General features: G+C 67.0%; 23 protein-coding genes and 1 pseudogene. 11 read left to right on the forward strand and 13 right to left on the reverse strand.

The window, feature by feature from the left end:
- Window positions 1-22: 22 nt before the first annotated feature.
- The 3 genes from iolB to iolC are packed head-to-tail and all read right to left on the reverse strand — an operon-like array spanning window position 23 to window position 2795.
- Window positions 23-904: a 5-deoxy-glucuronate isomerase gene (gene iolB, locus ACQPYR_RS12780; RefSeq protein ID WP_433631526.1), complete on the reverse strand. Its 882-nt coding sequence runs from the start codon at window positions 902-904 to the stop codon at window positions 23-25.
- Between the two features lie 5 nt (window positions 905-909).
- On the reverse strand, window positions 910-1833 hold the full coding sequence (locus tag ACQPYR_RS12785) for a Cgl0159 family (beta/alpha)8-fold protein (RefSeq protein WP_433631529.1): 924 nt from the start codon (window positions 1831-1833) through the stop codon (window positions 910-912).
- Complete coding sequence (iolC, locus tag ACQPYR_RS12790; protein ID WP_433631532.1) at window positions 1830-2795, reverse strand: 5-dehydro-2-deoxygluconokinase; 966 nt, start codon at window positions 2793-2795, stop codon at window positions 1830-1832. Before iolC ends, ACQPYR_RS12785 begins: the two co-directional genes overlap by 4 nt.
- Window positions 2796-2990: 195 nt before the next feature.
- Here iolC and ACQPYR_RS12795 point away from each other — a divergent pair, with 195 nt between their 5' ends.
- Window positions 2991-3728, forward strand: a complete 738-nt coding sequence (locus ACQPYR_RS12795; RefSeq protein ID WP_433631535.1) for a GntR family transcriptional regulator — start codon at window positions 2991-2993, stop codon at window positions 3726-3728.
- 6 nt (window positions 3729-3734) lie between these two features.
- Here ACQPYR_RS12795 and ACQPYR_RS12800 read toward each other — a convergent pair whose 3' ends face one another.
- From ACQPYR_RS12800 to ACQPYR_RS12815, 4 genes are all read right to left on the reverse strand, one after another.
- Window positions 3735-3884: a hypothetical protein gene (locus ACQPYR_RS12800; RefSeq protein WP_433631538.1), complete on the reverse strand. Its 150-nt coding sequence runs from the start codon at window positions 3882-3884 to the stop codon at window positions 3735-3737.
- 75 nt (window positions 3885-3959) lie between these two features.
- Window positions 3960-4538: a DUF2165 domain-containing protein gene (locus ACQPYR_RS12805; protein WP_433631541.1), complete on the reverse strand. Its 579-nt coding sequence runs from the start codon at window positions 4536-4538 to the stop codon at window positions 3960-3962.
- Between the two features lie 353 nt (window positions 4539-4891).
- Window positions 4892-5179 carry a hypothetical protein gene (locus ACQPYR_RS12810; RefSeq protein WP_327100760.1) on the reverse strand — a complete coding sequence of 96 codons (288 nt, stop codon included), beginning with the start codon at window positions 5177-5179 and terminating at the stop codon, window positions 4892-4894.
- Between the two features lie 190 nt (window positions 5180-5369).
- The gene (locus ACQPYR_RS12815; RefSeq protein WP_433631544.1) at window positions 5370-6026 is read right to left on the reverse strand and encodes a hypothetical protein; all 657 of its coding nucleotides are present in this window, start codon (window positions 6024-6026) and stop codon (window positions 5370-5372) included.
- Window positions 6027-6199: 173 nt separating this feature from the next.
- On the opposite strand from ACQPYR_RS12815, the gene ACQPYR_RS12820 reads away from it, so the two are divergent.
- The 5 genes from ACQPYR_RS12820 to ACQPYR_RS12840 all read left to right on the forward strand — a co-directional run bounded on the left by ACQPYR_RS12820 (window position 6200) and on the right by ACQPYR_RS12840 (window position 13187).
- Window positions 6200-6940, forward strand: coding sequence for a response regulator transcription factor (locus tag ACQPYR_RS12820; RefSeq protein ID WP_433631547.1), 741 nt, complete (start codon window positions 6200-6202; stop codon window positions 6938-6940).
- Window positions 6918-8462, forward strand: coding sequence for a sensor histidine kinase (locus ACQPYR_RS12825; protein WP_433631550.1), 1545 nt, complete (start codon window positions 6918-6920; stop codon window positions 8460-8462). The genes ACQPYR_RS12820 and ACQPYR_RS12825 overlap by 23 nt, the downstream gene beginning before the upstream one ends.
- A gap of 71 nt (window positions 8463-8533) precedes the next feature.
- Window positions 8534-10462 (forward strand): ArnT family glycosyltransferase, encoded by a 1929-nt coding sequence (locus ACQPYR_RS12830; protein WP_433631552.1) that lies wholly within the window; start codon window positions 8534-8536, stop codon window positions 10460-10462.
- A gap of 29 nt (window positions 10463-10491) precedes the next feature.
- Entirely contained in the window at window positions 10492-12567 is a 2076-nt protein-coding gene (locus ACQPYR_RS12835) for an ArnT family glycosyltransferase (RefSeq protein ID WP_433631555.1), read from the forward strand.
- Window positions 12568-12728: 161 nt separating this feature from the next.
- Entirely contained in the window at window positions 12729-13187 is a 459-nt protein-coding gene (locus ACQPYR_RS12840) for a MarR family winged helix-turn-helix transcriptional regulator (RefSeq protein ID WP_433631558.1), read from the forward strand.
- Here ACQPYR_RS12840 and ACQPYR_RS12845 read toward each other — a convergent pair whose 3' ends face one another.
- The gene (locus ACQPYR_RS12845) at window positions 13188-14720 is read right to left on the reverse strand and encodes an AMP-binding protein (protein WP_433631561.1); all 1533 of its coding nucleotides are present in this window, start codon (window positions 14718-14720) and stop codon (window positions 13188-13190) included.
- 147 nt (window positions 14721-14867) lie between these two features.
- On the opposite strand from ACQPYR_RS12845, the gene ACQPYR_RS12850 reads away from it, so the two are divergent.
- Window positions 14868-15584: an enoyl-CoA hydratase/isomerase family protein gene (locus ACQPYR_RS12850; protein WP_433635113.1), complete on the forward strand. Its 717-nt coding sequence runs from the start codon at window positions 14868-14870 to the stop codon at window positions 15582-15584.
- Window positions 15585-15597: 13 nt separating this feature from the next.
- Here ACQPYR_RS12850 and ACQPYR_RS12855 read toward each other — a convergent pair whose 3' ends face one another.
- Window positions 15598-16512, reverse strand: a complete 915-nt coding sequence (locus tag ACQPYR_RS12855) for an LLM class F420-dependent oxidoreductase (protein WP_433631563.1) — start codon at window positions 16510-16512, stop codon at window positions 15598-15600.
- Between the two features lie 76 nt (window positions 16513-16588).
- On the opposite strand from ACQPYR_RS12855, the gene ACQPYR_RS12860 reads away from it, so the two are divergent.
- Window positions 16589-18532: a nitrate- and nitrite sensing domain-containing protein gene (locus ACQPYR_RS12860; RefSeq protein ID WP_433631566.1), complete on the forward strand. Its 1944-nt coding sequence runs from the start codon at window positions 16589-16591 to the stop codon at window positions 18530-18532.
- Window positions 18533-18539: 7 nt separating this feature from the next.
- Here the strand turns inward: ACQPYR_RS12860 and ACQPYR_RS12865 are convergent, their stop codons facing one another.
- Genes ACQPYR_RS12865 through ACQPYR_RS12880 form a run of 4 tightly spaced genes read right to left on the reverse strand, consistent with a single transcriptional unit; the run spans window position 18540 to window position 20893 of the window.
- Window positions 18540-18749: a hypothetical protein gene (locus tag ACQPYR_RS12865; protein ID WP_433631569.1), complete on the reverse strand. Its 210-nt coding sequence runs from the start codon at window positions 18747-18749 to the stop codon at window positions 18540-18542.
- Window positions 18750-18759: 10 nt separating this feature from the next.
- A complete protein-coding gene (locus ACQPYR_RS12870; protein ID WP_433631572.1) occupies window positions 18760-19650 on the reverse strand; it encodes an NAD(P)-dependent oxidoreductase in 891 nt (296 codons plus the stop codon).
- Window positions 19643-20038: a 4-carboxymuconolactone decarboxylase gene (gene pcaC, locus ACQPYR_RS12875; RefSeq protein ID WP_433631575.1), complete on the reverse strand. Its 396-nt coding sequence runs from the start codon at window positions 20036-20038 to the stop codon at window positions 19643-19645. The genes ACQPYR_RS12870 and pcaC overlap by 8 nt, the downstream gene beginning before the upstream one ends.
- A gap of 21 nt (window positions 20039-20059) precedes the next feature.
- Window positions 20060-20893 carry an SDR family oxidoreductase gene (locus ACQPYR_RS12880; RefSeq protein WP_433631578.1) on the reverse strand — a complete coding sequence of 278 codons (834 nt, stop codon included), beginning with the start codon at window positions 20891-20893 and terminating at the stop codon, window positions 20060-20062.
- Window positions 20894-20980: 87 nt separating this feature from the next.
- On the opposite strand from ACQPYR_RS12880, the gene ACQPYR_RS12885 reads away from it, so the two are divergent.
- The 3 genes and pseudogenes from ACQPYR_RS12885 (at window position 20981) to ACQPYR_RS12895 (ending at window position 24091) form a co-directional block, all read left to right on the forward strand.
- Complete coding sequence (locus ACQPYR_RS12885; RefSeq protein ID WP_433631581.1) at window positions 20981-22558, forward strand: methylmalonyl-CoA mutase family protein; 1578 nt, start codon at window positions 20981-20983, stop codon at window positions 22556-22558.
- Window positions 22558-22935, forward strand: a pseudogene (locus ACQPYR_RS12890) (cobalamin B12-binding domain-containing protein); the annotation flags it as partial. The gene ACQPYR_RS12885 and the pseudogene ACQPYR_RS12890, both read left to right, overlap by 1 nt.
- A 199-nt stretch (window positions 22936-23134) precedes the next feature.
- Window positions 23135-24091 carry an LLM class F420-dependent oxidoreductase gene (locus tag ACQPYR_RS12895; RefSeq protein ID WP_433631584.1) on the forward strand — a complete coding sequence of 319 codons (957 nt, stop codon included), beginning with the start codon at window positions 23135-23137 and terminating at the stop codon, window positions 24089-24091.
- Window positions 24092-24199: the final 108 nt, after the last annotated feature.

A 24199-nucleotide genomic window follows, 5' to 3' on the forward strand; every position in this document is an offset into this window, starting at 1 on the left:
CGATTCAGTGTGGTCGATCGACTCACCGCGGAGTCCGCTCGGCGTTCATCGGAAGTCGCGGATCGATCGCCATATCGGTCCAGGTGCCGCGCAGCCACGTCTGCGCCGGGTCGTCGCTGATCCGCCAGGCCCGTTCCGGTCCGGGACCGGCCATGATGTTCAGGTAGTACATGTGATAGCCGGGCGCGGCGATGGACGGGCCGTGGTAGCCGTGCGGCACCAGCACCACATCGCCGTCGCGGACCTCTTCCAGCACATCGATCGGACGCTCAGGGGTCCCGTACACGCGGTGATAGCCGAAGCCCGGCGAATCGTCTGCGCCACGGGCGAATTCGAAATAGTAGATCTCCTCGAGCGGCGTCTCGGTATCGGAGAGCTCGTCGTGTTTGTGCGCCGGATACGACGACCAGTTCCCGCCCGGGGTGATCACCTCGCAGGCGATGATCGAATCGGCCTCGAAGGTGTCCGCGGTCGCGAAATTGTGCACCTGGCGACTGCAATTGCCCGCACCGCGCAACTCCACGGCCACCTCGGCGGCGGGCACGTAGCGGGAGGGCAGCTGCTGCTGGGCACGTGCGCCACCGAGCGCGAATCGCCCACCGTCGGTACTGGTCACGGTGTAGGCACAATCCCGTCCGATGTAGGCGAAATCGGTGGTGCCGTCGAAAACACTTTCGCGCCCGGCCAATTCGAACGATTCACCAGCACTGGCCACGGTGCACGAACCGGACAGCGGAACCACCACGATCTCATCGGCACGGCTGTGCGTGCGATGCGATTGCCCCGGCGCGAGCTCGATGACGTGCAGGCTTGCGTGATCCCACTCGGCCGCCTCCTGGGTGAGCGCCACCGTGTACGGCGCTCGATAGGTGCGGGCGGCGGGCACGTAATGTTTGCTGTGCATCGCGATCACCGCACCAGCGATACGGCCGTATCGACCGCGACCGCGACATCGTCATCCGGCGGATAGAGCAGCGCACGGCCCACGATGAGGCCCCGAACACCCGGCAGCGCAAGGGCTTTCGACCAGCGTGCGTAGGTTTCGTCCGGGCCGGTCTGCGGATCGCCGCCGAGCAGCAGGGTGGGCAGGGTGGTGGCATCCACGACTCGCTCCATCTCCGCGACGACGGGCAGCTTCAGCCAGGTATAGGCCGAAGTGGAGCCCAATCCCTGCGCCAGGTGCACGCTCTTGATGACCGCATCCGGTGACAGATCGTTGACCACCTTGGTCCCCGGCCCGCCGGGCCGATGCGATATGAACGGCTCGAGCATCGCGGCCAAGCCGAGCGCGGCGAGCTCATCGATGGCGGCGGCGCTCGCGGTCATCATCGATAGCGTGCCCGGATCGCTGAGATCGAACCGGTTGAGCATCTTCGCGCCGTTGAGTCCGGCCGCGGCGGTCGCCCGCGCGGTGTATCCGGTCATCCGGTCGTCGAGTTCGAAATCCGCGCCCGCGATGCCACCGCGGTTCATGGAGCTGAAGACGACCTTGTCCTCGAGCGCGCCGAGCAGCAGCAGATCCTCGATGATGTCCGCGGTGCCGAGCACACCGTCCACGCCCGGCCGGGCCAATGCCGTGACCAGCCGGTCCAGCAGTTCCCTTCGGCTGTTCATGGCGAGGGGATTGCCGGACGCCGCCAGCGCGCCGCGGGCCGGGTGGTCGGCGGCGATGATCATCAACCGGCCGTCGCCGCGCACCAGACCGCGACGGGTCCGCGTGGCGAAGGCTCTGGCGATGGCGCCGGGATCGGCCGCACGCAACTCGGTCAGCTCGGCGTAGGACAGCACTGCTTCGCCACTCCTCGTCGAATCGCTGCGCGACGCCACTTTCATTTCCGGGCCTTTCCAATCAATGACAGCGCGACGAGATCGTCGATTTCGGCGCTGGTCGGCATGGCGGTGGAGCATTCGAGCCGGGCGGCCACAATGGCTCCGGCGGCGTTCGCGCGGCGCAGAATGGTCTCCAGCTCCCATCCGGCCAGCAGGCCGTGACACAGGCTGCCGCCGAAGGCGTCGCCCGCGCCGAGGCCGTTGAGCACCTCGACGGTCGCCGGGGGCACCGCGACGGATTCGTGGCGGGTCTTGCCGAGCACCCCGTCCGGCCCCTGTTTGACGATGGCGAGTTCGACACCCAGATCCAACAGCGCGTCGGCGGCGCGATGCGGGTCGGTCTCGTCGACGGCGATGCGGCACTCCTCGCGGTTACCGACCGCCACCGTGACCTGGGTCAGCGCCTGACGTACCTGTGCGCGGGCCTGTTCCTCGTCGGCCCAGAACATCGGCCGGTAGTCCAGATCGAGCACGGTGAGCGGCCGCCGTTCCCGGATCGACCAAGCATCGAAATGCGCTGCACGAGAAGGCTCTTGGGACAGACCGGTGACAGTCGACCAGTACACGCCCGCGCCGCGGATGATGTCGGGATCGACTTGGCCGCAGGTGATCTGCAGGTCCGGCGCGCTGGGTTCGCGGTAGAAGTACAGCGGGAAATCGTCCGGCGGGAAGATCTCGCAGAAGGTCACCGGGGTCGGCAGGCGATCGGTGGTCTGCACGAGGGCAGCCGATACGCCGAGCCGGACCAGCTCGCGCCGCACGTACCGACCGAAGGGATCGGCGCCGACGCCGGACCACAGCGCGGTGCGCCGGCCGAGCCGCGCCGCCGCGACGGCGACATTGGCGGCACTGCCACCGAGGAACTTGCCGAAGGTGTCGACATCTTCCAGCCCGACTCCGGTTTGGAGTGGATAGATGTCGACGCCGACCCGGCCGGTCGATACGACCTCGAATTGAGCGTTCACAGGCTGACTCCAGGGTTCGGGCCTCGGGGGACGGGCATAGCCGCGTATCCAGACTTTGCGCCCGTCATACCCGCTTGTCAAGACTTTGTCAGGACATACTGACTTACGGACATGTGCAACAAGAACTGCTCATTGTGATTTACAGTGGAAGAAACCGGCGCTCACCTGCGCCCGCTCGCCCCCGAGGAGCCGACGATGCCCGCGCCACTGGATGTCGCGATCGACCGCTCGAGCCCGGTCCCGCTGTATTTCCAACTGGCACAAGGCATCGAGAACGCGATCCTGAAAGGTCGGCTCGCCCCGGGGGATCGCCTCGAGAATGAGCTCGATCTGGCCAAACGACTCAATCTGTCGCGGCCGACCACACGGCAGGCAATCCAGGCGTTGGTCGACAAAGGACTGCTGATGCGCAGGCGCGGGGTGGGCACGCAGGTGGTACAGAACCAGGTGCGTCGGCCGGTCGAATTGACCAGTCTGTACGACGATCTGCTCACGGCAGGTCAGGAACCGACCACCGAATTGCTCGACTATCAGCTCGGCGCTCCGGATCCGGATATCGCCGGCGAACTCGGCGTGCCCGAGGACGCTCGCTTCGTGACCTTCCGCAGGCTGCGCCGTGCCGGGAGTGAGCCGCTGGCGGTCATGACCAATTACGTGCCCGCCGAATTCGCACCCGCGCCCGACCAGCTCGAACTGCACGGATTCTATGAATGCCTGCGCGCCAAGGGAATTCACATCGCGCTCGCGCGCCAGCGGATCGGTGCGCGCGGTGCCACCAGGGCCGAGGCGCAGCTGCTCGACGAGCGCACGAACGCACCGCTGCTGACCATGCAGCGGGTCGCCTTCGATGATTCCGGCCGTCCCATCGAAATGGGCAGGCATGTGTACCGGGCCTCGCGGCATTTCTTCGATACCACGGTGCTGAGCCGCTGACAGGTATCACCGACTTCCTGGCCTGCGCCTGCCGCGGATCCGGGCGAGCACCGTGCGCAGCGGTGTCACGTGGATGCCGTGCTCGCCCAGATGCCTGCGGGTCTTCAACCGGGTGATCAGCACACCGGTGCCGGCGATCAGCCAGATCGTGTGCACCCTGGCAGCGTAGTTCCCGCTATCCGCCGTCCAGATGTTCGCAGGGCGTGGACCGGCAAGCTCAGCGGTGAGCTGCTACTGCTGCGGGACAGTATCGCTTTCCACGCTGGGTGTGCTGACCCGGGTTTCGGAGCGGGTCGATATGTGCACGAGGATGAGTCCCACGGCCGCGAGGAGGAAGTTCTGCAGTGCCGCCGACGTGGCGTTCACTTGCTTGTTCGCCCACATCCGGAACCACTCGCCGCCGATGGTGAGGAAGCCGCCCGCGAACAGCAGTACCGCCATGGTCCAGCCGAGGCTCGACAACTTCGCTGCCAGTGCGGTTCTGGCGGAATTCCGGCCGAACAGTGCCCACCAGCCGGTCACTGCCCCCGCGAGCAGCACGAAGCCGGTCAGATACTCCCAGGTCACGATAAGGATGTAGGCGATAAGGACGACCGTGCTGTTAGTGATGGCATGCCAGTCGACATTGGGGTGGTGGATCGTGGCTTGCATCGACAGCACGGCCTGCACACCGCGCCGGTTGGTATCGGTGTCGATGCAGTTGGTGACCGCGACGATCAGGTAGTACAACGCGGTGATCGATGCCAGCACCGTCACAGCAGTATCCCTGCTCCCAGCCACATCCAGGAACCGCTTACCACTCAGACCCATATCCGCCACCTCGGTCGATCTGGCACAAGATTCAAGACCGCCGCATGCTACGCCGAACCGACAGCCCGCGCCATCATACTTCAACTCGCATGATTCGAAATGCCTTGTTTCACAACCCCTTCAACCGTTGACCAAGATCAGGTGGAATCTCTGGCGGCATCCGTCCCGAGAAGCCACCGCCGTCAGTTCCACCTGATCTTGATCCGGTGCCGGTGCTACGGATCCAGTGGCTGCGGATCTCGTTATGGGGTCGGGTTGTTCCGACGGCTTGGCGGTGGCGACGAAGTACGGCGGTGGACCGGCCAGTCCACCGCCGCGCGGTCGATTATCGGGATGTGTTGGACTGCAGCGGGTTACTGGCCGGGCTGGCACTGCGGGGGCGGGCCCTGCGGATGATCGCCGGGCGGCGGGCCGTCCGGGTGGTCGCCCGGAGGCGGGCCCTGGTGGTCGCCGGGGGGCGGCCCATCCGGGTGGTCACCGGGCGGCGGGCCCTGCGGGTGGTCGCCAGGAGGCTGGCACTGCTGTCCGGGCACCGGTCCCTGGGGTCCGTCGGCGCTCGCCGCACCGGCTCCGATGCCGAGCATGCCGAGCGCGACGGCACCGGCCGCCGCGGTCACTGCCAGCTTCGATGTGAAACTCATCTGCGTTCCTCCTGTTGTCGGATCAGATCCGAAACCGTCGGCCCGTTTCTCCGGACCGACTCCGAGAATCGTTGAGCCCCAACATTTGTCCCTCGTTGGTTGAAGTTAAGTGCCAGCTTTGAATCCTCCCCCGCCTTATGCGGGGGTATCCAATCCGATCGAGCGAACTGGAGGCCCGGCCGAGTAGGTCTTAGCTTCCGGTTCGGCTCTGCGGTCCGCCCATCGGCCCGCCCGCTCCGGCTGTGCCGCGGCCAGGCTGTCCTGGGCCACCGTCCGCTTGGCCGGGTCCGCCGTTCATCCCGCCCGGCGCGATCGCATTGCCTGCGGCGATCGAGGTCACGGTGGCCGCGCCATCGGTCTTGGTGGCGCGAATGCTCACCGTATCCCCGGCTTTCACCGTCGACGCGCTGGTCGTGCCGGAGATGGTGTAGGTCTGGGTGTAGTTGTCGCTGCTGGTGGCGGTGATGGAGGTCGCGCTCACAGCGGTAACGGTGCCAGTCTGGGTGAGCTCGGTGGTGTAACCGCCGTTGCCGTCGGCGACGACGAACTCCCCGTGTAGCGCTGCGGGAATCATGGTGCCGGAACCGGGCCCGCCCGCTTGACCGGACCGACCCGACGCGCCGTTCATCGACATCCCGATGCCACCGGGACCGCCCGGACCGTGGCCGCTATTCGAATTGGACGACGATGCCGCATAGATGGCACCGCCGCCCGCCGCGGCGATCGCTCCGGCGATACCGAGCGCGGCCAGGGTCTTCTTGGTGGACCAGGTGCCCGTCTGCGTGGGCTGTGGTGCGCCCCAGACCGCGTCGGGTTCCGATGGCGGCTGCTGAGTAGGTTGGCTCATGGTGCTCCTTGCAGGTGCGGACCGGATAAGTGCTCGGATCCGACCTTGGTCCGCCTACCTTGGCGTCGGCTGTGTGCTGGTTCTGGATCGGCTGGGTGCGTGCTCACAGCTGACACATAGTTTCGGCACAGCTACCTCCCAGCGTTCGCGGTCATGGTAGGACGATGTCCGCGATGAGCGCCGGGAACGGGCCGGCCGAACGAGTTGTCATGCGCCGCGCCGACGGCAGCGCCATCACCGTGCTTGTCGTCGACGACGAGCCCGTGCTGGCCGACATGATGTCGATGGCCTTGCGGTACGAGGGGTGGGAGGTCAGCACCGCGGGCGATGGTCGAACGGCCGTCGCGAATGCGCGCGAGGTCCGCCCGGATGTGGTGGTGCTCGATGTGATGCTGCCGGATATGACCGGGCTCGAGGTGTTGCGCAAGCTGCGCGCACAGCTGCCGTACCTGCCGGTGCTCCTTCTTACCGCAAAGGATTCGGTCGAGGACCGCATCGCCGGGCTCACTGCGGGCGGCGACGACTACGTCACCAAACCCTTCAGCATCGAAGAGGTGGTGCTGCGGCTGCGTTCGCTGCTGCGCCGCACCGGCGTTGCCACCGAGGACAGCGGCGCACAGCTGGTGGTCGGCGATCTGGTACTCGACGAGGACAGTCACGAGGTCACCCGGGCCGGTGAGCTGATCGTGCTGACCTCCACCGAATTCGAATTGCTGCGTTTCTTCATGCGCAATCCCAAGCGGGTGCTGAGCAAGGCGCAGATCCTGGACCGGGTGTGGAGTTACGACTTCGGCGGCCGGTCCAACATCGTCGAGCTTTATGTCTCGTATCTGCGCAAGAAGATCGACAGTGGGCGGGCACCGATGATCCACACCCTGCGCGGCGCCGGATATGTCCTCAAGCCCGCGAACTGAAGTGGCGCGCCGGGTGCTGAAGCCGCGGCGCTGGTCGCTGCGGGCCCGGCTGTTGGTCGGACAGGTGCTGTTGCTGGTGATCGTGGTCGTCGGTATCGGTGCCGCGACCGAATTCGCATTGCAGCAGTTCCTGGTGCATCAGCTGGACACCGAACTGGTCGATGTGCAGAAGCGTTCACTCGGTGATGTCGGCGGCGGTCCGAGTCTCGGGCCACGACCCAGCGGCCAGCCGTCGATGCCGCCGCCGCCACCGCCGCCACCGAGCGGCGGTCCGGGACCGGACTTCTTGGACCGGCGCGGCATCCAGGCCGACACGATCGGCGCCATCGTCCACGAGGAGAGCGTCACCAAGGCGGGCCGGATCAGTGCGGATGGGACCCAGCGCGGGCTCTCGCATGGCGCACAACAGCAGCTCGTCGCGATACCGGCCACCGGGAAGCCGGTCACCGTCGATCTCGACGGTCAGGGCCGCTATCGGGTGGTCGCGGATAAGACGTGGTCGGGCGATACCGTTGTCACCGGTATGCCGTTGACCGCCGTCGATGCCACGCTGCTGCGCGTCCTACTGATCTTGGGAATCGTCACCGCGATCGTGTCGATCATCGCGATCACGGTCGGTATCTGGCTGATCCGGCACGCACTGGCACCATTGGATCGAGTCGCGGCGACGGCCGCGCGGGTGGCCGATCTGGAACTGGATCGTGGCGAAGTCGTACTGCCCGTGCGGGTTCCGGCCGCGGACGCCGATCCGCGCACAGAGGTCGGGCAGCTCGGTTCGGCGGTGAACCGCATGCTCGATCACATCACCAGCGCGTTGTCGGCGCGCCACGACAGCGAGACCCGGGTCCGGCAATTCCTCGCCGATGCCAGCCACGAACTGCGCACCCCGCTGGCCGCCATTCGCGGCTATGCCGAACTGGCGCAACGCAAACGGGCCGAGGTCCCCGGCGAGGTCGCCTATGCGATGGGACGGGTGGACTCCGAATCCCGGCGCATGACGGGTCTGGTCGAGGACATGCTGTTGCTCGCACGGTTGGATTCCGGACGGGGGTTGGAGCACGAGCCGGTGGATCTGACCCAGCTGACGGTGGACGCGGTGAGCGACGCGCATATCGCCGGTCCCGAGCACCGCTGGGATCTGGAACTGCCCGACGAGCCGGTGGTGGCCACCGGTGACGCCGCCAGGTTGCATCAGGTGCTCACCAATCTGCTCACCAACGCGCGGGTCCACACCAGTCCCGGCACCACGGTGGTCACTTCGCTGGAATTCAACGGCGACGGGGGAGCGGTGTGGCGGGTGACCGACGACGGTCCGGGCATTCCGGAAGCCTTGCAGCCGATGGTCTTTCAGCGTTTCGCGCGCGGTGACTCGTCGCGCTCGCGGCGGGCGGGCAGTACCGGTCTCGGGCTGGCGATCGTCGCGGCCGTCGTCAAGGCGCACGGTGGCGATATCTCCGTGGACAGTGCGCCCGGCCGAACCGAATTCATCGTGCGCCTGCCCGGTGCCACCGCCGCGAACTGAGCGCTGCGCCACACAGCGAACTCACAGTTACAGCAGAGCTGGCAACTACGTCGGGCCGCGACGATCGAAGCATGACGACAACATTGCTGGGAGCTCCCGCCGCCGCGGCGGTCGAGCCATCGGATGCGCGGGCATCCGGGCGCGGAGCACTGTGGCGGCGGGTATCGCTCGCGGTGCTGCTCATCGCGACCGCACTGCTGTATCTGTGGAATCTCGGTGCCAGCGGCTGGGCCAACGACTTCTACGCCGCCGCGGTGCAGGCCGGTTCGCAGAGCTGGAAGGCGATGCTGTTCGGTTCCAGCGATGCGGCCAATGCGATCACCGTCGACAAGACCCCCGCAGCGCTTTGGGTGATGGATGTTTCGGCACGGCTGTTCGGCTTCAACTCCTGGAGTCTGCTGGTGCCGCAGGCGCTCGAGGGCGTTGCGGCGGTCGCGGTGCTGTACGCGGCGGTGCGCCGCGTCAGCGGTCACTGGGCCGGGATGCTGGCCGGCGCGGTGCTGGCGCTGACACCCGCGGCGACGCTGATGTTCCGGTTCGACAATCCGGACGCACTGCTGGTGCTGCTGCTGACCGTCGCGGCCTACTGCGTGCTGCGGGCCATCGAAAAGGACAGCGGCGCTTGGTGGTTGCCGCTGGCCGGTGTCGCGGTCGGCTTCGGCTTCCTGGCGAAGATGATGCAGGCGTTCCTGGTGCTGCCCGCCTTCGCGCTGGTGTATCTGCTCGCCGCGCCTGCGCCGCTGCGCACCCGGATCGTTCGATCGGTCGCGGCGGTACTCGCGATGGTGGTGTCCGCAGGCTGGTATCTGGCGCTTGTCACGCTGTGGCCCGCGTCGTCGCGGCCCTATATCGGTGGCTCCCAGCACAACAGCGTGCTCGAACTCGCATTGGGCTACAACGGTTTCGGCCGGTTGACCGGGAACGAGACCGGCGGCCTCGGGAACCTGAACTTCGATGTCGGCTGGGCCCGTTTGTTCGGCTCGGAAATGGGCGGCCAGATCGCCTGGCTGCTGCCCGCCGCATTGATCCTCGGCGTTGCCGGACTGTTGATCACGCGTCGGGCCCCGCGCACCGATCGGACCAGGGCGGCGCTATTGCTGTGGCTGGGCTGGCTGATCGTCACCGGCGTGGTGTTCAGCTACGCCAATGGCATCCTGCACCCGTACTACACGGTGGCGCTGGCACCAGCGATCGCGGGCGCGATCGGGGTCGGTGCCGACCTATTGTGGCAGCGCCGCAACGATATTCGGGCGACGGCAGTGCTGTCCGGTGCGCTGGTGGTGACTGTCGTGCTGGCCTGTGTCCTGCTCGCACGGACCCGCGACTGGCTGCCGTGGCTGGGACCGGTGGTCGCGATCGCCGGTGTCGGAGCGGCGGCATTGCTGCTGGTAGTCGGTCGGTTGCCGAAGGCCGTCGCGACTGGTGTCCTGGCGGTCGCCGTGGCCGTCGGCTCGGCCGCACCCGGTGCTTATGCATTGGCCACCGCGGCGACAACACACAGCGGTGCGATTCCGTCCGCAGGACCGGCCGGTGCGGGTCGGTCCTTCCCCGGCGGCGGGCGACTGAGCGGCACCGATGGCGGCGCGGGCGCGCTGGGCGGTGGCGGTGGTGGCGCACCGATGGGCGGAATGTTCGGCGGCATAACGCCCGGCGCCAACCTGACCGCGGCGCTGAGCGCCGACGCCGACAACTACACCTGGGTCGCTGCCGTCGTCGGCTCCAGCAATGCCGCCGGATACCAACTGGCCACCGGTGATCCGATCATGGCCCTCGGCGGCTTCAACGGCACCGACCCGGCGCCCACGCTGTCGCAGTTCGAAGACTATGTGGCCCAACACAAGATCCACTACTTCATCAGCGCCCAGATCATGGGCGGGATGCGCGGATCCGGGAGCGGCGGCAGTCAGGCCGCCAGCGAAATCGCGGCCTGGGTCCAGGCCAACTTCACCGCCCAGACGATCGACGGCGTCACGGTCTACGACCTCACCGTCAACCACTGACCACTTTGAGTAAACGAGAGGGACTCGAGATGACCATGACCGAAGCGGCGCCCGTGCGGCACGCCGAACCAGCGGGTCCGCGGCACGCGGGCGCACACCGGAAACGATCGACTCGGTGGCTGTTCGGTCCGCCCGATCAGCCCCGGTGGGCGCGCCCCGGATTGTGGACCCTGCTGGCGGCGACCGCCGTCCTCTACCTGTGGGGACTCAGTAAATCCGGTTGGGCCAACGACTTCTACGCGGCCGCGGTCCAGGCGGGCACGCAGAGCTGGAAGGCGCTGCTGTTCGGTTCGCTGGATTCGGGTAACGCCATCACCGTGGACAAGCCGCCCGCATCGCTGTGGGTGATGGGCTTGTCCGGCAGGCTGCTCGGTTTCAGTTCGTTCTCCATGTTGCTGCCGCAGGCACTGATGGGGGTGGCGTCGGTCGGTCTGGTGTACGCCGCGGTGCGCCGGTGCAGCGGCCCGGCGGCCGGATTGCTCGCGGGTGTGGCGCTGGCCGTGACTCCTGTTGCGGCGCTGATGTTCCGGTTCAACAACCCGGACGCACTGCTGGTGCTGCTGCTCGTGGTCGCCGCTTATTGCACGGTTCGCGCCACCGAGCGCGGCAGCGGCCGCTGGCTCGCATTGGCCGGTGTGGCAGTGGGATTCGGCTTCCTCACCAAGATGATGCAGGCCTTCCTGGTACTGCCCGCGCTCGGACTGGTGTTCCTGGTCGCCGCACCGATCGGTTTCTGGCGTCGTATCGCCAAGCTGCTCGGCGCCTTTGTCGCAATGGTGATTTCGGGTGGTTGGTTGGTCGCCCTGGTCAGCCTGTGGCCGGCTGATTCGCGGCCGTACATCGGCGGCTCGACCGACAACAGCCTGCTCGACCTCGCGCTCGGCTACAACGGTATCGGCCGTGTCCTCGGCGGCGAAGGCAACGGCGGTGGTGGTGGCGGTGGCGGCGGCAACACCGGCTTCGGCGGCAGCACCGGGATCACCCGATTGTTCGGCGATTCGATGGGCACCGAAATCTCCTGGCTGCTGCCCGCGGCATTGATCGGTCTGGTGGCCGGTCTGTGGTTCACCCGGCGCACACCGCGGACCGGACGCACGCGCGCGGGCCTGATGCTGTGGGGCGGTTGGTTGCTCGTCACCGGTGTCGTATTCAGCTACATGCAGGGCACCATGCACCCGTACTACACCGTCGCCCTCGCCCCGGCGATCGCGGCGCTGATCGGTAGCGCGGTGGTCGAATTGTGGCGCGGCCGCCAATTCGTCACGGCGCGTGTCGCACTCGCGGCCATGTCCGCCTCGACCGGTATCTGGAACTTCATCCTGCTCGATCGCACACCCGACTGGTACCCGGCGCTGCGCTGGATCGTGCTGATCGGTTCGATCGTGGTCGCGGCCATCGTGGTGGTCGGCGCACACCAGCTCGGCAGATTCACCGCCGTTGTCGCCATCGCCGGACTGCTGTTCGGCCTCGCGGGAACGACCGCGTACGCGATCGAGACCGCGGCGACCGCGCATTCCGGTTCCATTCCGACCTCCGGCCCGGCCGTCGCGGGTAAGGGGATGGGTATGGGCGGACCGGGTGGCGGCGGAGCATCTCCCGGCAATTTCGGCGAATCAGGAAGCGGCGCACCGTCATTCGATGGCACGGCGCCCGGACGAGCGGGGACCGAACAGAGCGGTACCGAACAGGCGGGGTCCGAGCAGACGGGTACCGACGCGCCCGCCAACAGTGACGGCGGCGGACCGGGCGGCTCGAATTCGTCCAACACCGAACTGCAGCAGTTGGTGCGCAATACCGGCACCCGTTGGGCCGCAGCGGCGGTCGGCTCGCAGTCGGCGAGCGGCCTCGAATTGTCCACCGGCGCTTCGATCATGGCGATCGGCGGTTTCACCGGCGGCGACAATTCGCCGACACTGGCGCAATTCCAGCAGTACGTCGCCAACGGCGATATCGCCTATTTCATCGCGGGCGGCGGTATGGGCGGTGGCCCCGGCGGCGGATCCAACAGCAGCGCAAGCGAAATCACCGCATGGGTCAAGGCGCACTACACCGCCATCACGGTCGGCGGCACGACGGTCTACGACCTGAGTCAGCCCATGTCCTGACCCCGGCCGAGGCGCGCCTGACCAGAGCGGGCGCGCCGTTTCGGTCAAATGCGACGTGTATGATACACGCTACGTGTAAGACGCACATTCGAGGTGGTCGCGCACTTCCTGTGTGATACACATGCGTCATTGGTGACGCGCGCATCGGCAGAAGGGTCGGGATGGACAAGCCCACGCATTTGATCGAATTCGAGACCATGCTGCTGGGGCGGTACAGCCTCGCGTCTCGGCGTGGCGCCAGTCGCATGGACCGCAGCGCGTACACCTTGCTCAACCGACTGCACGGGGAAGGGCCGATGTCGATCGGTCAGCTCAGCGACGCACTGGGGTTGGAGGCGTCCACGCTGCGTCGGCAAACCGCCGCGATGATGCGCGCGGGGCTGATCGAGCGGATTCCGGACCCCGAGGGCGGCATGGCTCGACTGTTCCGCATCACCCCCGAGGGAAGTAGCCGACTCGAATCCGACCGCACGCAGAGCGTTCGCGATCTGGACACCATCATGGCCGACTGGACGCCCGACGACGTCGCCGCCTTCGCCGCCTATCTCGAACGCTTCAACACCGATATCGAGCGCTACCACGGCCGTCCGTGGCCGCGGCATTCCACCATCAGCCACTGATCACCCCTCGCGCAGGCTCTGCCGGATCCGGTACTTCTGCACCTTGCCGCTCGGGGTGCGCGGAAAGTCCTCGACCACCACGAGCTGTTCCGGCCATTTCTGCTTGGTCAGGCCCGCCTCCGCGAAATGCGCCTGCAGATCCGCGAGCGTCGGGGCGTCCGAACCCGGATGCAGTCGCACCACCGCGGCCACATGCTCGCCGAGTCGAGCATCGGGTGCGGCGACGGCGACGGCCTCGGCGACCGCCGACATGGTCAGCAGGACCTCCTCGACCTCGAGCGCGCTGATGTTCTCGCCGCCGCGGATGATCAGGTCGGAGGTGCGGTCGGTAATGGTGAGGAACCCGTCCTCGTCGAGTACGCCGATATCGCCGGTGTGATACCAGCCCTCGTCGTCGAAAACCTTTGCGGTGAGCGCCTCGTCGGTGTAGCCGAGACACAGATCCGGTCCGCGGCTGAGGATTTCGCCGTCCTCGGTGAGCCGGATCTCGATGCCGGGCTGCGGATCGCCGTCGGTATAGAGCCGTTTGCCCTCCGGGGCGGTGCAGTCGGAGGCGGTGATCGAGGGGTGTTCGGTGCTGCCGTAGGAGCGGTAGACGATGAGGCCGAGTTCGTTCAGCCGCTCGGTGACCGAACTCGGCACCGAGGCGCCGCCCATACCCGCGTACTTCATGTGCAGCAGATGCTCGGCGGTGAAGTCGGGATGGTCGACCAGGCTGGTCAGGTAGTAGGGCACGCCGCCCGCGACGGTGATGCCGTAGCCGGTCATCAGGGTCAGGATCTGGGCCGGATTCCAGGTGTCGACGAGGTTGACCGCGATGCCGTCGCGGATCGGGATGAGGAAGGCGTTGAGCATGCCGATGAAATGGCCGACCGGCGCGGCGGTGATCTGCGGGCCGAGGTCGGCGGGGTAGTGCTCGGCCAGCTGGCGGGTCTCGCAGCCGAGGGTTTGATGGCTGTGAATCACGCCCTTGGGCGCGCGGGTGGTGCCCGAGGTGAAGGCGATCAGCGCCGGACCGGCCGGGTCGACCTCGACGACCCCGGTGAACGGCTCGTCATCGAGCAGATCGTCGAAGGTGCGTCCGACTACGCCGACGATCGGCACATCCGCGTAGACGGCCGGGTCGTAGTCGATCGAACCGAATCGGTCGGTGGTGACGAAGACGCGTGGACGCACCGCGCCCAGGATGTAGCCGACCTCCCGCGGGCCGTAGATGTGCACGATCGGAACCACGGTCGCACCGAGAAAGGTTGCGGCCCAGAAGGTCGCGGCGGCCTCCATCCAGTTGGGCAGTTGGAAGGCCACCACATCACCGGGACCGACACCCCGCTTGTGCAAGCCTTTGGCCAGTCGGCGGGCGACAAGTTCGACGTCACGGAAGGTTCCGGTATAGGGCCGGACCGCCGAGTGTACGCGGAACCGGGCATCGGGTGCGGCGGCCAGACCGCGGGCCAGCAGATCGCCGAGCGCATCGCGGGTCCACCATCCTTCGTCTTCGTACCGTTTGACCAGATCGGCGGGGATTGTGCGCATATGGACTCCAAGTACCGGCGCGCGGGCACGAGTCGGCCACACCCGCGGCGCGGTCGGGTGGTTGCGGGATGAGTGTCGGGGGCTGCCGCTCTGAATATACTATTCTCCGAAAAGTAGAATGCAAATATCTTGATCGGAGAACTGACAATGGTGGAACTCGAGCTGAGCGACGGGCTTGCGGTCGTCACCATCGATCGCCCGCAGGCGCGCAACGCCATCGCGCCGGAGACGATGGACCAGCTCGAGAAGGCCCTCGATGCGGCCGAGGGTGCTCGGGCGCTGGTTATCCGCGGAGCTGGGGACAAGGCATTCGTATCGGGCGGAGATCTCAAGCAGCTCAGCGCGATTCGCACCCTCGCGGCCGCCGAGGAGATGGCCTGGCGGATGCGGGGCATCTGCGATCGCCTCGCGGACTTTCCCGTGCCGGTGATCGCCGCAATGAACGGCCACGCCTTCGGTGGCGGCGCCGAAGTCGCGGTCGCCGCGGACATCCGGGTCGCCGCCGACGACATCAAGATCGCGTTCAATCAGGTCGCGCTGGCGATCATGCCGGCCTGGGGTGGCGCCGAGCGGCTCCGCGCGCTGGTCGGTCGGAGCCGAGCACTGCTGCTCGCGGGTTCGGGCACCGTGCTCGACGCCGCCGAGGCCGAACGCATCGGCCTGGTGGACCGGGTGCTGCCCCGTGTGTCGTTCGAGGAAGGTTGGCTGGCGCTGGCTCGCTCACTGGCCAACGCGCCCGCGGGTGAGATCAAGCGAGTGCTGTCCGGGGTTTCCCCGGCGGAAGCGGTGAATGCCTTTGCGCGGCTTTGGGTTTCGGATGAGCACTGGGCGGCGGCGGATAAGGTGCTGAGCCGGCCGCGGTGATGGGCGGCGAAGCCTAGGATTCGGGCGCGATCAGGTAGGTCGCGCCGAATTCCGAGATGAAGTCGAATATCGCGCCGGGCTCGCGGGTACGACAGGAGACGACGATCCAGTCGACGCCGGCCTTGGCCAACGCCATGAAGGCTTCGCGGTGCCGGTCGGCATCCGTCGCCGGGGTGGCGATGCTCGCGTCCGGGTAGGAGTACACCAGATCGATATGCTCGGAGCGGTCCGCGGCCTGGGCCGCCGATCGTACCTCGGCCATCTTCGCGGCGAGCTGGTCGAGCGTGCCGAGTTCCGGTGTGCGGGCGGAGGTGCTCAGCTCGGTGCCACCGGTCATCGGGATCCAGCCCTGTGCGCGCGCGGCGACCCGGCGGCGGCTGAGTTTCGAATTGCCGCCGATCCAGATCGGGATCGGATTCTGCACCGGCCGCGGCCGGGCGATCACATCGCGGGCGCTGAAATGGCGGCCCTGATAGCTGAACGGCTCGCCGCTCCAATGTAGCGGCAGCACGTCCAGCGCCTCGTCGAACAGTGCGTTGCGCTCGTCGAAATCTACGCCGAGAGCATGGAATTCGCTTTTCTGATAACCGGTGCCCAGGCCGATGATCGCGCGCCCGCCCGACAGTTTGTCCAGCGTTGCCGCCGCCTTCGCCAGCAGGAACGGATTGCGATAGGGCAGCACCGCGAGATAGGTGATCAGCCGCAGACGTTCGGTCACACCTGCGACATAGCCGAGTGCAACGAACGGATCGAGCGTCTGATGTCCGCCGGAAGCCAGCCATCGGGCGCCGGGAACGGGGTGCTCGCTCAGTGACAGTCCGTCGAATCCGGATCGTTCGGCCGCGATCGCCACATCGTGCAGGGCGCCGACATCGAGCATGTCACCGTCGTAGCCGGTGGTCTCGGGGTAATGCAGGATAAATCGCATCGGTTCCTCCGTCTGCCTTGGGGCGGCGTACGCATTCAAGAATGTCATTCTCGAATGTGTAAGTTATATTATCGCGATGTTGAAGGCTCGGTTCCGTGGGATCCGGACGCGGATTCTTGTCATTGCGCTGGTACCCAGCCTGCTGTTGATCTGCGTCGGGGTGGGTACGTCGATCTACCTGTTCAACGACGGGCGCCATGCTGAGGACTTCGCGCGCACGCTGGACAGTCACCTCACCCCCACGCGCGAATTGGTGCTTGCCGTGGAGCAGGAGCGACTGCTGTCGGTGTCCCAGCTGGCAGGCGAGGTCATCGATTCCGGTGCGCTGGTCGCCGCGCGTGCGCGGTTCGACGCCACGCTGAAGTCGCTGGAAGCCACCGAAGCCGCGCTGCAACGCGTGGGCGGGAGCGCGATGGGAAACGTCGTGACGGCCTTCGACCAGTTGAAGGCCCGGTTACCGGAGCTGCGCAGTGGGATCGATAGCGGTCGGCTACCGATCGCCGACGCCTACGCCTTCTACAACCGACTATTGGACGGTATGGACCAGGGTTCGGCATCGATCGGGCAAACCGCTCCGAACACGGCCTCCGGCTCCGAACTCAGCCGCAATATGGGCCTGTTGCACGTGGTCGAATCCATGTCGCGCGCCAGCGCGCTGACCATGGCACTCGTCCGCCCGCAGGGCCTGTCGCCGACCCTGTCCGCCGAATACCGCGACCTGGTCAGCTACTACCACGTCGAGATCGCGCGATTGGCAACCGAACTCGATGTCGCCAATGCGCAGCGCATCAAGGATCTGACCGCCTCCCCGGCCTGGCAGCAGGTGAGTGCCATGGAGGCCGCCATCATCGGCGCGCGGCCCGCGAGTACGCCGCAGTTGCCGATGAGCGTCGCGGAGTGGCGCGTGGTCGCGGACGAGGTCAGCCAGCAACTGGTGACATTGTGGGTCGGGCACGCCAAGCAGGCCCAACAGCACGCCGCCGATGCGGGTGCCCGGCACGCGCGAAACTCGCTGCTGGCCGCGGGCGTTTTGAGTGCGGTCGCCGTGCTGGCGTTCCTGGTGTCGCTGTGGCTGGCCAACCAATTGATCGGACGCCTGAAACGGTTGCGCTCGGAAACGCTTGCGGTGGCGGAGGTTCGGTTGCCGGAGACAATGCGCCGCCTGAACGAGGGGGTGCGGATCGACCCGGAAACCGAAGCCGCACAACTGGATTTCGGCACCGACGAGATAGGTCAGGTCGCCCAGGCTTTCAATCGGGCGCACGGCGCCGCGGTCGCGGCGGCGGTCACCGAGGCGAACACCCGCGAGGGTGTGCGCGCGGTATTCAGCAATATCGCCCACCGCAGCCAGATCGTCGTGCACCGGCAGTTGGAGATTCTCGACGCGGCCGAACGGCGACAGGAGGATCCGGCGCTGCTGGAAACGCTATTCCAGCTCGACCATCTCGCCACCCGAGGGCGCCGTAACGCCGAGAATCTGATCATCCTCGGCGGCGGCCGCCCGGGTCGACAGTGGCGACGTCCGGTTCCGCTCGGGGAAGTCGTCCGGGGTGCGATCGCGGAAACCGTTCAATACGCGCGGGTGTTCACCGGCGCCGGACTGCCGTCGGTATTCGTCAACGGTGCGGTGGTGGCCGATCTCATCCATCTACTTGCCGAACTGGTCGACAATGCGACCGCGTTCTCGCCACCACAGTCGCGCGTGGATGTCACCGGCAATCTGATCGGCACGGGAGTTGTCGTGGTGGTCAGCGATCAGGGCATGGGCATGTCGGATTCGGAACTGGAGCGGGCCAACGAAATCCTCGCCGACCCACCGGATTTCAGCGTCGCGACACTATCGTCGGATTCGCGGCTCGGGCTGTTCGTGGTGGCCCGGTTGGGGATTCGGCACGGCATCTCGGTGCGCCTGACCGAATCCGACTACGGCGGAGTTCGCGCCATCGTCGTGATCCCGACGGCGGTGCTGGCCGCGGAGAACGCGGACATCGCCGCGCCGAGTGCCGTGCAGCGGTGGTGAGTCCGAGTCAATCGGACCTGGCGTCGGTCATCGTGGTCAGCGCCACCGGGCCGCTCCACCCGCACGGCTGTGCGCAGGTGGCGACGAGTTGCGATTCGGTGGCGCCGTCGGCGAAGGTCTGGATCATCGCCGCCGCGGTGGCGGAATAACCGCAGCGCGGGCATTTGCCGAAGTAGTGGAGCACATCGACGACTGAGAATCGGATGGGCGTACTCATGGTGTTGGCCTCAATGTCGCGCGGACTGTGCGTCCGCCCAGCGCGCGATATCGGTTTGGTCGGCGCCCGGACCGAGGTCGGCCGCGGCGCGCGTCCACAGCTCGACGGCGCGTTCGCCGAGTGCGGCCGGTATGCCGAGCGAGGCCGCCAGGTCGGTGGCGATGCGCATGTCCTTGAGCATGAGTGCGAGCGCGAATCCGGAGTCGAAGGTTTCCGGCAGAATCGCCTGCGGGAACTTGAGTTCGGTTGCGGCACTGCGGCCGCTGGCGGCATTGATGGTCTCGACGATCACGGCGGGGTCCAGGCCGAAACGGCGCCCGGCCGCGACCCCCTCGGCGGCGGCGAGGAGGTTGACCGCGGCGAGCAGATTATTGATCGCCTTGACGGCATGACCGGCCCCCGATGCACCTATGCGCCGCACCTTGCCCAACGGTGCCAGCACCGAATCAATTTGGGCGACAGTGTCTTCCGGACCCCCGACCATGATCGTCAGGGTACCGTCCGCCGCCCCGCGCGCGCCGCCGGACACCGGTGCGTCGATCAGCGTGATCCGACGCGCGGCCAGTGCGGTGGCCAGCCGCCGCGTCGACTCCGGTTCGGATGAGCTCATATCGATCACGATCGCGTCCGAGCCCAGGGCGGCCAGCAGCTGCTCTTCACCGAGTACGGATTCGACGACGGCAGAGCTGGGCAGCATGAGAATCAGGTGGGTGGCACCGGCGGCTGCTGCGGCGGCGGTGGTCGCGACCCGTCCGCCGACCGCGGTCAAGCCGTCACGGGCGTGCTCGGCCGGGTCGAATCCGACGACGTCGAAACCCGCTGCCACCAACCGCCGCGACATGTGCGCGCCCATGGTGCCGAGGCCGAGAAAGGCGATGTGTCCGGTAGCGCGTTCAGGCATCGGCGTACTCCTGCAGGATCGGTCCGGCGATTCGGAAGGCTTCGACTCCGGCCGGGACACCGGCGTAGACCGTCGCGTGCAGCAGCACCTCCCGGATCTCGTCCGGGGTGACGCCGTTGGTCAATGCGGCGCGCACATGAGTGGCGAATTCCGTGGCACGGTTGAGCGAAGTCAGCATTGCCAGGGTGATCATCGACCGGGCCCGGCGGTCCAGGCCGGGGCGGGTCCACACCGCGCCCCAACAGTATTCGGTGACCAGATCCTGCAGCGGCTCGGAGAAGTCGGTGGCGGCGGCCAGCGCCCGGTCGACGTAGTCGGCGCCGACTACCTCGCGGCGGACCTGTAATCCGGCCTCGTAGCGCGGCCGTGGTTCGGGATCGATTGTCATATCCGGCAATCCTTTCGGCGATCAGTCGAGGAACAGGTCCGGTGTCGGGTGCGCGCCGCCGCCGTAGCGGGACAGGTCCTCGATGCCGCCGAATCGCGTCAACGCCTCGGCATCGATGAAACAGTTTCCGGTGATCTCCCGCGCGGGCTGGGACACGATCTCGATCGCGGCATCGGCCATGATCTCCGGACTGCGCGCGGCCGCGAGCTGATTCGTGCCGTCGTCGAGGTTGGCCACCGCGGAGGTGGCGATGAAGGTCTCGGGCCACAGGCAGTTGAATGCTATTGCGGCGTTGGCGTATTCGACGGCCCAGCCCTGCGACAGCAGGGTCATTCCGTACTTCGACAGCGTGTAGACCGGGTGCGCGCCGAGCCAGCGCGGGTTCATATTCACCGGCGGCGCGATGGTCAGCACATGCGGGTTGGCCGAATTGCGTAGGTGCGGCACGCAGGACTGGGTCAGCAGGAAGGTGCCGCGGATATTGATGTCCATCATCAGATCGAACTTCTTGGGCGACAACCGCTCGGTCGGGTCGGTCGCGATGGCACTGGCGTTATTGACGCAGATATCTATCCCGCCGAAGCGTTCCAGCGCGGTGCCCACCACCCGCTGCACATCCTCCTCACGGCGCACATCACCAACCACGGCGGCCGCCTTGCCGCCCGCGGCCTCGATTTCGGCGGCCGCGGTGTAGACGGTGCCGGGCAGCCGTGGATGCGGTTCGGCCGTCTTGGCCAGCAGCACCACGTTGGCGCCCCGGCGGGCGGCGGCGACCGCGATGGCCAGTCCGATACCGCGGCTGGCGCCGGAAATCACCATGGTGCGGTCGGTCAACGGTCGGTGCTGCTCGGGCATCGTGCTCCTCGGGAAAACGGATTGTGAGAACTCACTCGCTTCAGATGGTATTGGCATTCTCTTTTTTGGCAAGTAGCGTATTCACTGATGAACGACCAAGTGCAGACCTCGTCCGGTATCCCGCTCGAGCCGGTCTACGGACCGGAAGACCGGCGTGCCGATCCGCCCCAGCCGGGCGCATATCCCTTCACGCGTGGCAACTTCGCCTCCGGCTACCGGGGTCGGTTGTGGACGTTTCGGCAGTACTCGGGCTTCGGCACCGCGGAGGAATCCAACCAGCGCTACCGGTATCTGCTCGGACAGGGCGGCACCGGACTGTCGGTGGCATTGGATCTGCCGACGCAGTGCGGCTACGACTCCGACGATCCCGAGGTGAGCGAAGAAGTCGGCCGGGTCGGCGTCGCCGTCGACACGCTCGCCGACGCCGAAGTGCTCTTCGACGGCATCCCGCTGGACAAGATCAGCACCAGCTTCACCATCAACGGCACCGCGGCGATCCTTTTGGCGTTCTATGTGGCGGCCGCGGAGAAAAAGGGCGTACCGCGGGAAAAGCTCACGGGCACCATCCAGAACGACATCCTCAAGGAATACGCCTCGCGCGGCACCTGGATCTGGCCGCCGGAACCGTCGCTGCGGTTGATCGCCGACACCATCGAGTTCTGCGCGGCCGAGGCGCCGCGATTCAACGCGATCTCGGTGGCGGGCGCGCACTTCCGCGACGCCGGGGCGACCGCGGTGCAGGAGATGGCCTTCACCCTCGCCGACGGCGTGACCTACTGCGACACCGTGGTGGAACGCGGCCGGATGACGATCGATCAGTTCGCGCCGCAGATCTCGTTCTTCTTCTACACCCACGGCGACTTTTTCGAGGAGATCGCGAAATACCGCGCGGGCCGGCGTCGTTGGGCCACCCTGGTGCGGGAGCGCTACGGCGCGAGCACGGATAAGGCATCGATGTTCCGGTTCGGCTGTGTCGCAGGCGGCGCGTCGCTGTACGCGCCGCAGGCCCAGAACAATCTGGTGCGGGTCGCCTACGAATCGATGGCTTCGGTGCTCGGCGGGGTGCAGTCGATGTTCACCGCGGCCTGGGACGAACCGTTCGCGCTGCCGAGCGAGGAGTCGGCGACGCTGGCGCTGCGCACCCAGCAGATCCTCGCCTACGAGACCGGTGTGACCCGGGTGGCCGATCCGCTCGGCGGCTCCTACTTCGTCGAGGCGCTCACCGACGCCACCGAGGCCCGCATCGTCGAGATCATGACCGATCTGGAGCAGCACGGCGGCATGGTGCGCTGCATCGAGGACGGATATCTGCAAGGTCTGATCGCCGACGAGGCCTACCGGCTGCATCAGGAGGTCGAATCGGGCGAGCGTCCGGTGGTCGGGGTGAACCGATTCGTCTCCGACGAGCCCGCACCCGATATCGGCACCTACGAACTCGATGCCAAGGGCCGGGAATTGCAGCTCGAGCGCCTGGCTCGGGTGAAGGCCGAACGAGATCCCGCTGCGGTGCGTGCCTGTCTCACCGCTTTGTCGCATGCCGCCGAAGGAGACGGAAACCTGATGCACAATCTTATCGACTGCGCCAACGCGTACTGCACGGTCGGCGAGATGACCGCCGCACTGAAGTCGGTATGGGGCGAATTCCAGCAGCCGGTGGTGTTCTGATGCCCGCACGCGTACTCGTCGCCAAGCCGGGGTTGGACGGTCACGACCGCGGCGCCAAGATCGTCGCCCGCACCCTGCGCGATGCCGGGTTCGAGGTCATCTACACCGGCATCCGTCAGCGCGTGGAGGACATCGTGTCGATCGCGTTGCAGGAAGACGTCGCCGTGGTCGGTTTGAGCATCCTGTCCGGCGCGCATGTGTCGATGACGACGCGCGTCGTGGATGCGCTGCGGGCCGCCGGCGCCGGGGATATCGCGGTGGTGGTCGGCGGCACCATCCCGCAGGCGGATGTGCCGCGACTGGTGGAAGCCGGTGCGGCCGCGGTCTTTCCGACCGGTACCGCACTCGAGACGCTGGTCACCGAGATTCGCGCACTGTGCTCACCCACCCCGTCGGCTCCGCCGACTGCCGTCCCCGAGTGCTCACCCACCCCGTCGGCTCCGCCGACTGCCGTCCCCGAGTGCTCACCCACCCCGTCGGCTCCGCCGACTGCCGTCCCCGAGACCGAAACCGCGACACCGTCGTGATCCTGGACGGCAGCCGTCGTCTGAAAGAGCTTGGAAACTGGAGGAATTCGTGCGAATCGGAGTGATGATCGGGCCGGAGAAGGGGGACTCCGCCCGCAAGCTCAGCAGGATGCTCGACGATATCGAATGGGCCGAATCCGCGGGACTGGACACCGCGTGGATTCCGCAGATACCCACCGATTTCGACGCGCTGATCACCATCGCGCTGATGGGTATGAAGACCACCCGCATCGAATTGGGCACCGCGGTCGTGCCATTGCAGGCACAACACCCGATCGCCCTTGCCCGCCAAGCGCTTTCGGCGCAGGCCGCGGCCGGTGGTCGGCTCGCGCTCGGTGTCGGCCCCTCGCACCACTGGATCGTGCAGGACATGCTCGGGCTGCCCTATACGAAACCGGCGGCCTACACCCGCGACTACCTGGACGTATTGAACGCCGGTCTGCGCGGACCCGGCCAGGTCGATATCGAAAACGACACCTTCACCGTGCACAATCCGCTCGACCTCGGCCCGGTAGCGCCGGTGCCGGTGCTGATCGCCGCACTCGGACCGGTCATGTTGCGTATTGCGGGGGAACAGGCCGACGGCACCATTCTGTGGATGGCCGACGAGCGCGCGGTGGCCGATCATGTCGTCCCGAAAATCACCAAGGCCGCCGCCGATGCCGGGCGGCCCGCCCCACGCATTATCGCCGGGCTGCCGGTGTGCCTGTGCGCGCCGTCGGAGGTCGACGAGGCCAAGGCGCGGGCCAACCGGATTCTCGGCGAAGCCGAGGTCTCGCCCAACTACCAGCGGCTGCTGGAACAGGGTTCGGCCCGCGATATCGGTGATATCTGCGTCGCGGGCGACGAGCGCGCGATCGCGGCGGGACTGCGGCGCTTCGCCGACGCCGGCGCCACGGACCTGTCGGTGCGGCTGCTGCCGATCGGCGACACCCGCGACGAACTCATCGCCTCCAAGCGCCGCACCCGGGAGATGATCGCCGAACTGGCGAAGGAATTGCGGTGAGCGAGCGCAGGCGAGGCGCGGTCGTGAGCGAGCGTCAGCGAGTGAGCCATCGAGACAGTGCACATCGGCGCACGACGGAGCCGAGCGCCAGCGAGGTGCAGTCGTGAG

The sequence above is a fragment of the Nocardia sp. CA-120079 genome, from assembly GCF_050955745.1.
Taxonomy (GTDB): domain Bacteria; phylum Actinomycetota; class Actinomycetes; order Mycobacteriales; family Mycobacteriaceae; genus Nocardia.

Excerpts from the sequence above, each read along its gene's own strand:
- iolB (WP_433631526.1), bottom strand. The coding sequence starts at position 904 with ATGCACAGCAAACATTACGTGCCCGCCGCCCGCACCTATCGAGCGCCG.
- ACQPYR_RS12785 (WP_433631529.1), bottom strand. The coding sequence starts at position 1,833 with ATGAAAGTGGCGTCGCGCAGCGATTCGACGAGGAGTGGCGAAGCAGTG.
- ACQPYR_RS12795 (WP_433631535.1), top strand. The coding sequence starts at position 2,991 with ATGCCCGCGCCACTGGATGTCGCGATCGACCGCTCGAGCCCGGTCCCG.
- ACQPYR_RS12805 (WP_433631541.1), bottom strand. The coding sequence starts at position 4,538 with ATGGGTCTGAGTGGTAAGCGGTTCCTGGATGTGGCTGGGAGCAGGGAT.
- ACQPYR_RS12810 (WP_327100760.1), bottom strand. The coding sequence starts at position 5,179 with ATGAGTTTCACATCGAAGCTGGCAGTGACCGCGGCGGCCGGTGCCGTC.
- ACQPYR_RS12815 (WP_433631544.1), bottom strand. The coding sequence starts at position 6,026 with ATGAGCCAACCTACTCAGCAGCCGCCATCGGAACCCGACGCGGTCTGG.
- ACQPYR_RS12820 (WP_433631547.1), top strand. The coding sequence starts at position 6,200 with ATGAGCGCCGGGAACGGGCCGGCCGAACGAGTTGTCATGCGCCGCGCC.
- ACQPYR_RS12825 (WP_433631550.1), top strand. The coding sequence starts at position 6,918 with ATGTCCTCAAGCCCGCGAACTGAAGTGGCGCGCCGGGTGCTGAAGCCG.
- ACQPYR_RS12830 (WP_433631552.1), top strand. The coding sequence starts at position 8,534 with ATGACGACAACATTGCTGGGAGCTCCCGCCGCCGCGGCGGTCGAGCCA.
- ACQPYR_RS12835 (WP_433631555.1), top strand. The coding sequence starts at position 10,492 with ATGACCATGACCGAAGCGGCGCCCGTGCGGCACGCCGAACCAGCGGGT.
- ACQPYR_RS12840 (WP_433631558.1), top strand. The coding sequence starts at position 12,729 with ATGGACAAGCCCACGCATTTGATCGAATTCGAGACCATGCTGCTGGGG.
- ACQPYR_RS12845 (WP_433631561.1), bottom strand. The coding sequence starts at position 14,720 with ATGCGCACAATCCCCGCCGATCTGGTCAAACGGTACGAAGACGAAGGA.
- ACQPYR_RS12850 (WP_433635113.1), top strand. The coding sequence starts at position 14,868 with ATGGTGGAACTCGAGCTGAGCGACGGGCTTGCGGTCGTCACCATCGAT.
- ACQPYR_RS12855 (WP_433631563.1), bottom strand. The coding sequence starts at position 16,512 with ATGCGATTTATCCTGCATTACCCCGAGACCACCGGCTACGACGGTGAC.
- ACQPYR_RS12860 (WP_433631566.1), top strand. The coding sequence starts at position 16,589 with ATGTTGAAGGCTCGGTTCCGTGGGATCCGGACGCGGATTCTTGTCATT.
- ACQPYR_RS12865 (WP_433631569.1), bottom strand. The coding sequence starts at position 18,749 with ATGAGTACGCCCATCCGATTCTCAGTCGTCGATGTGCTCCACTACTTC.
- ACQPYR_RS12870 (WP_433631572.1), bottom strand. The coding sequence starts at position 19,650 with ATGCCTGAACGCGCTACCGGACACATCGCCTTTCTCGGCCTCGGCACC.
- pcaC (WP_433631575.1), bottom strand. The coding sequence starts at position 20,038 with ATGACAATCGATCCCGAACCACGGCCGCGCTACGAGGCCGGATTACAG.
- ACQPYR_RS12880 (WP_433631578.1), bottom strand. The coding sequence starts at position 20,893 with ATGCCCGAGCAGCACCGACCGTTGACCGACCGCACCATGGTGATTTCC.
- ACQPYR_RS12885 (WP_433631581.1), top strand. The coding sequence starts at position 20,981 with ATGAACGACCAAGTGCAGACCTCGTCCGGTATCCCGCTCGAGCCGGTC.